Origin of the sequence: Vibrio sp. V08_P9A1T1 (genome assembly GCF_963874405.1) — a bacterium.
Lineage (GTDB): Bacteria > Pseudomonadota > Gammaproteobacteria > Enterobacterales > Vibrionaceae > Vibrio > Vibrio anguillarum.
In genome coordinates this window covers 1-5,454 of record NZ_CAWNIB010000117.1, presented here as the reverse complement: position 1 = coordinate 5,454, position 5,454 = coordinate 1, and the positions used below count along the sequence as shown (strand labels likewise).

At 44.7% G+C, this 5,454-nt stretch carries 6 protein-coding genes; 4 read left to right on the top strand and 2 right to left on the bottom strand.

Going from position 1 to position 5,454, the window contains the following annotated elements:
* Positions 1-188 precede the first annotated feature (188 nt).
* Positions 189-560: a YgiW/YdeI family stress tolerance OB fold protein gene (locus tag AACT21_RS06010; protein WP_026029118.1), complete on the bottom strand. Its 372-nt coding sequence runs from the start codon at positions 558-560 to the stop codon at positions 189-191.
* Positions 561-717: 157 nt separating this feature from the next.
* Here AACT21_RS06010 and AACT21_RS06005 point away from each other — a divergent pair, with 157 nt between their 5' ends.
* The 4 genes from AACT21_RS06005 to modC are packed head-to-tail and all read left to right on the top strand — an operon-like array spanning position 718 to position 4,753.
* Positions 718-2,193: a cobyric acid synthase gene (locus AACT21_RS06005; protein WP_017042366.1), complete on the top strand. Its 1,476-nt coding sequence runs from the start codon at positions 718-720 to the stop codon at positions 2,191-2,193.
* A gap of 1 nt (position 2,194) precedes the next feature.
* Entirely contained in the window at positions 2,195-2,968 is a 774-nt protein-coding gene (modA, locus tag AACT21_RS06000; RefSeq protein WP_094164131.1) for a molybdate ABC transporter substrate-binding protein, read from the top strand.
* On the top strand, positions 2,958-3,647 hold the full coding sequence (gene modB / locus AACT21_RS05995) for a molybdate ABC transporter permease subunit (protein ID WP_017046414.1): 690 nt from the start codon (positions 2,958-2,960) through the stop codon (positions 3,645-3,647). The genes modA and modB overlap by 11 nt, the downstream gene beginning before the upstream one ends.
* Positions 3,647-4,753 (top strand): molybdenum ABC transporter ATP-binding protein ModC, encoded by a 1,107-nt coding sequence (gene modC, locus AACT21_RS05990; protein WP_176428344.1) that lies wholly within the window; start codon positions 3,647-3,649, stop codon positions 4,751-4,753. Before modB ends, modC begins: the two co-directional genes overlap by 1 nt.
* A gap of 117 nt (positions 4,754-4,870) precedes the next feature.
* Here the strand turns inward: modC and AACT21_RS05985 are convergent, their stop codons facing one another.
* Positions 4,871-5,308: a DUF3069 domain-containing protein gene (locus tag AACT21_RS05985; RefSeq protein WP_017046416.1), complete on the bottom strand. Its 438-nt coding sequence runs from the start codon at positions 5,306-5,308 to the stop codon at positions 4,871-4,873.
* Positions 5,309-5,454: the final 146 nt, after the last annotated feature.

Sequence of the window (5,454 nt, the reverse complement as noted above, 5' to 3'; positions counted from 1 at the left end):
AAAGAACGCATGACAAACCGACTAGGCCTAGTGAGTACGCTTTTTTATACATGTACGCTTCGTCCTGAAAAGATGAAAATTAAGCTGAATAAGATACAGCAATGGCCTGCAAATTACAGGCCATTTTCACAAAAAAATCCATCTTATTTTTTGTGTTTTACCATCAAGAGAGCAATAAACAGTAATGATTATAGAACTTGGATCTGATCCACTTCGATTTCAGGTGTCAGTCCTCCTTCATATTCGCCATAAAGGCGAACCTTAGTCTCGGCATTGAGTGGTGCTGTGAAGTGGATATCATCATCCAGTTCTACTTGAATCTCACCGTTGCCATCACTGAATACGAATGTGTCTTTTCTGATTTGACGAATCAACTTTCCTTCAACCACAACATGCTTTTCTGTAAACATATTGGTGTCTTTTAGCAACGATTCCACAGACGTAAGTTCGATAGGACCATTGTAATTGATGGTATTACTGTTTTGGTTATGGTTACCTGCAAAAGCGAAAACAGGAGCAATAATCATCGAAGCTGCTAGGGCTAGTGTTGTACGTTTCATTTTTAATTCCTCTATGGGTTTGTTGTTTTGATGAAGCGATTTAAACACTAAGATGTTGAACACACTCTGAGCGGAACATTAATATTCCATTCATTTTATTGAGTGAGTAGCAGCTGTGACGGTATGATTACCAGCAAACGCCTACCGTAGAGTTAATATGGAATCAACATTAAGGTCATTGATGGTGCAGGGCACCACTTCCGACGCTGGAAAAAGTGTGCTAGTTGCAGGCTTATGCCGAGTGTTAGCACGTCGAGGAATAAAAGTAGCCCCTTTTAAGCCGCAAAACATGGCGCTCAATAGTGCGGTGACGGCCGATGGTGGCGAAATCGGGAGAGCGCAAGCTGTTCAGGCTCAAGCGTGTGGCGTTGAGCCATCGGTACACATGAACCCTGTATTACTCAAGCCAAATTCAGACACGGGTGCGCAGGTTATCCTGCAAGGCAGAGCGCTCTCTAATATGGAAGCAACGGGTTATCACGATTATAAGAAAGTCGCGATGAATACTGTGCTTGATTCCTACGCTCGGTTACAAGCCGAGTATCAAAGTGTCATGATTGAAGGGGCGGGAAGCCCGGCTGAAATCAACCTACGCGAAAATGACATTGCTAACATGGGGTTTGCTGAAGCGGCCGATGTACCTGTGATTATCATTGCCGATATTGATAGAGGCGGTGTATTTGCTCATCTGTATGGCACGTTAGCACTGCTTTCTGAATCGGAACAGCTGCGTGTAAAAGGGTTTGTGATTAACCGCTTTCGAGGTGATATTGCGTTACTGCAATCTGGCCTTGATTGGTTAGAAGCAAAAACGGGTAAACCCGTCATTGGTGTGCTGCCTTATTTACATGGCTTTGATTTAGAAGCTGAAGATGCGATCACTCAAGCGCAAACCCTCAGCAGCAACAGTAAATTGAATATTGTGGTGCCAGTGTTGACTCGCATTAGTAACCATACTGATTTTGATGCGTTGCGTTTAAATCCTGATGTTGACTTACGTTATGTGGGAAAGGGTGAACGGATCGAAAATGCGGATCTGATTCTGCTTCCAGGCAGTAAATCTGTAAGGGACGATCTTGCGTATCTTCGCTCGCAAGGTTGGGATCAGGATATCAAACGTCACTTGCGTTTCGGAGGCAAAGTGATGGGCATTTGTGGTGGTTACCAAATGTTAGGTCGGGTAATTCGCGATCCACTCGGCGTTGAAGGTGAAGCGGGCGAAAGTGAAGGACTGGGGTTGTTGAACGTCAGTACAGAACTCACCGCTGAAAAAACGCTCAGGAATGTTCAAGGCGAACTTATTTTACCGCAAGGTAAAGCGAAGGTCTCAGGCTACGAGATCCACGTTGGACGCACAACGCTCGATGATGCATCATCCTCAGCAATCATCACGTTAGACAATGGCAACCGTGACGGTTTATTAAGTGATTGCCAGCAAGTGTTGGGGACTTACATGCACGGAATTTTTGATAGTTTTCCTGCAACTGAGCTTATCTGTCGCTGGGCTGGTGCCGCTGATATAAGTTATTACGATCATGTGGCGCAAAAAGAACAAGCCATTAACCGCATTGCGGATGCGATTGAAGAGCATTTGAACTTGGCCTTATTATGGCCAGAATTAACGGAGCGTTAACATGAGAAAAATACTGCTCTCTATCGTCGCCATGCTGTGCTGTTCGGCGGTTTATGCACAAGAGAAAATCACTGTTTATGCAGCGTCATCCATGACGAATGCGGTTAATGAATTGATTGCGGCTTACCAGCCGAAACAACCGTTAGACATTGTGCCCGTTTATGCGGGTTCATCCGCGCTTGCTCGTCAAATTGAGCAAGGTGCACCAGCGGATATTTTCATTTCAGCCAATGATAACTGGGTTACTCACTTGCTTAACAAGAACATTGTGACGAGCGATAAGGTCACATTGTTGGCTGGAAATCAGCTGGTGCTTATCGCCCCTCAATCGTCGAAGCTCAATTCGCTGGTAGTAAATGATGTTGCGGCATGGCTTGACGCCTTGAACGGTTCACGTTTAGCGATAGGTAACACAATGGCGGTGCCTGTGGGAATGTATGCCAAAGAGGCACTAGAAAAGTTAAAAGTGTGGTCGTCGCTCGCCCCTATGCTGGCTCAAACCAATAACGTACGTTTAGCGCTTGCGCTAGTTGAACGTCAAGAAGCCGCACTTGGTATTGTATATAAGACGGATGCATTGATGAGCAATAAGGTCAAAGTGGTACACGAATTTGATTCAGGCCTACACAGCGCCATCCATTATCCTTTAGTACAGCTGACTGAGCGTGATACGGTGAATCAATTCATGCTTTTTTTACGCAGCGATCAAGCAAAAAGTATCTTACAGAACTACGGTTTTAGCGTGATGACAGGAACGGATTCCTTTGCTTTCTGAATATGAATGGGTTGCACTGCAACTGAGTTTAAAAGTCGCGATTTATACCGTGCTTTGGCTCTTACCGCTGGGAATGTTTTTTGCGTGGCTACTCGCCAGAAAGCAGTTTTGGGGTAAAAGTATACTGGATAGCCTAGTGCATTTGCCGCTCGTTTTACCGCCAGTGGTCGTGGGGTATCTTCTGTTGATCACCATGGGTAAACAAGGCGTAATTGGGCAGTGGCTTGATAATATGTTTGGCTTGCGTTTCAGCTTCAGTTGGCGTGGAGCCGTGTTGGCGTGTGTCATCATCGCACTGCCCTTGATGGTTCGTGCGATTCGTTTAAGCCTTGAAAGCGTCGATCCTAAGTTAGAGCAAGCAGCTCGAACCTTAGGCGCTTCACCACTCAAAGTTTTTTTGACCATTACATTACCCTTAACGATACCCGGGCTGATCACTGGCGCGATGCTCTCTTTTGCTCGCAGCCTAGGCGAGTTTGGGGCCACCATTAGCTTTGTGTCCAATATTCCCGGTGAAACACAAACGCTTCCTCTTGCGATGTATAACTTTTTAGAAACGCCAGGAGCCGAAATGGAAGCGATGCGTTTGTGTATTATCTCCATCGCGATTGCCTTGGCTTCGTTATTCATTTCTGAAGTGATTAGCCGCCGAATGACTCGGCGCTTAGGGACTCAATGATGAGTGGGTTAAAGATTCAATTTGAAAAACAGTTAGGTGATATCAAGCTTAATGCGGATTTGGTTTTACCAAGCCGTGGTATTTGTGCGGTTTTCGGGCGTTCAGGGGCGGGGAAAACCTCCTTCATCAATATTATCAGTGGATTGGTGAAGCCTGAACTTGGTGAAATCGAGATCAATGGCCGCATCCTATTTAGCCAACGAAAAAAGATTAACTTGCCTGTTGAAAAGCGCAATGTTGGTTACGTTTTTCAAGATGCTCGATTGTTTCCACATTACACCGTTCATGGCAATTTAAACTATGGTGTCAAAAAAAAGGATGCCGACCACTTCGCCGCTATCGTAAAATTATTGGCTTTAGCGCCATTACTTACACGTTATCCGCATGATTTATCGGGTGGGGAGAAACAGCGAGTAGCGATTGGCCGAGCCTTACTATCCAAGCCAGATATTTTATTGATGGATGAGCCGTTGGCATCGCTCGATATGCCGCGCAAACGTGAAGTGATGCCTTTTTTGGAAGAGCTGGCTCATAGCGTGCATATTCCAATTCTCTATGTGACGCACAGCATGAATGAAATTTTGCGTCTAGCTAATCATTTAGTTGTGTTAGAACAGGGCGCTGTGCTGATAAGCGGTGAGCTAGAGCAAGTGTGGTCTTCAAATTATATGCGTCCTTGGCAATCATTTGCCGACCAAAGTAGTCTGTTTTCTGCCCACATCTGCCAGCACAACAAAGATTATGCGCTCACACAGGTCTCGCTTGCAGATGATGTCAAACTTTGGGTGCAATATGTGGAAGGCGAGGTAGGCTCTGCACTGCGATTACAGATCCGTGCAAATGATGTTTCGGTGGCGCTTGATAAGCCAAACCGGACGTCAATTCGTAATATTCTGCCTGCGCAGATTTGCCAGCTTGAAAAGCAGCCTCAAGGTACTGATAAACAGAGTGTGGGGATAAAACTCAAGTTAGGCGAAGGGTGTTACCTGTGGGCTACGGTAACCAAATGGGCGGCCGATGAGCTACAACTGGATGTTGGTGATTCGCTGTATGTGCAAATTAAAGGCGTGAGCGTGTCGCAGCGTGATATCGTCTTAACGCATTAATGTTTTTCATTATTAATGTATTGATTCAATAACCTAAGCCTCTCTTATCTCGAGTTCAGGTTCAATAGAAAAAGCCGTCATATAAAATTGACGGCTTTATGCTCAATGGTGTGCGTTTTATTTTGCAAACACGTCTTTAAAATCGCGTTTTAGAATCGGGTCGCGGCGTGCTTTTTTGATCTGTTTAACCATATCTTTCACACAGTTATGCAGCACTTGATCAAGAAGCTCTGCTCGGTACTCTTCTTTATCTTGGTCTGTCATCTCTTTCGGTAAATTCAATGTTGGGAACTCCTCCATGACATTGACACCAGCAAAAGCTTGGCTGACAGAGATCAACGCATGAAACTGTTCAAAATTATCCAACACATTTTGCGCACTGGCTGGTAGAGAGTTCCAAGACTCGCGTACCGCTTCTTCAGAGACTTCATGTATAGACACGACCATGTAGTACATCTCTTGTGGCACTTGATCAAATTCAATTACTTGGCGCAATTCTGGCGAGATGGCGTCTAAGTCCACTACAGGTTGTTCGGTTTGCTTTACTTCAGACATGAAGATATCTCTTTAGGGGAAAAGCTACATGCTAAAAATTTATAGCGAAAAGTCAATATTGTGCGCAAAATTAAACAAAGAAAGTGAATAAATCTATGTTATACGTAAGCATATGATTGAAATTTAAAGGGGTTACAGATGGTAAG

What these genes read in the sequence shown, in the direction of transcription:
- AACT21_RS06010 (WP_026029118.1), bottom strand. Translation starts at nt 560, where the DNA reads ATGAAACGTACAACACTAGCCCTAGCAGCTTCGATGATTATTGCTCCT.
- AACT21_RS06005 (WP_017042366.1), top strand. Translation starts at nt 718, where the DNA reads ATGGAATCAACATTAAGGTCATTGATGGTGCAGGGCACCACTTCCGAC.
- modC (WP_176428344.1), top strand. Translation starts at nt 3,647, where the DNA reads ATGAGTGGGTTAAAGATTCAATTTGAAAAACAGTTAGGTGATATCAAG.
- AACT21_RS05985 (WP_017046416.1), bottom strand. Translation starts at nt 5,308, where the DNA reads ATGTCTGAAGTAAAGCAAACCGAACAACCTGTAGTGGACTTAGACGCC.
- modA (WP_094164131.1), top strand. Translation starts at nt 2,195, where the DNA reads ATGAGAAAAATACTGCTCTCTATCGTCGCCATGCTGTGCTGTTCGGCG.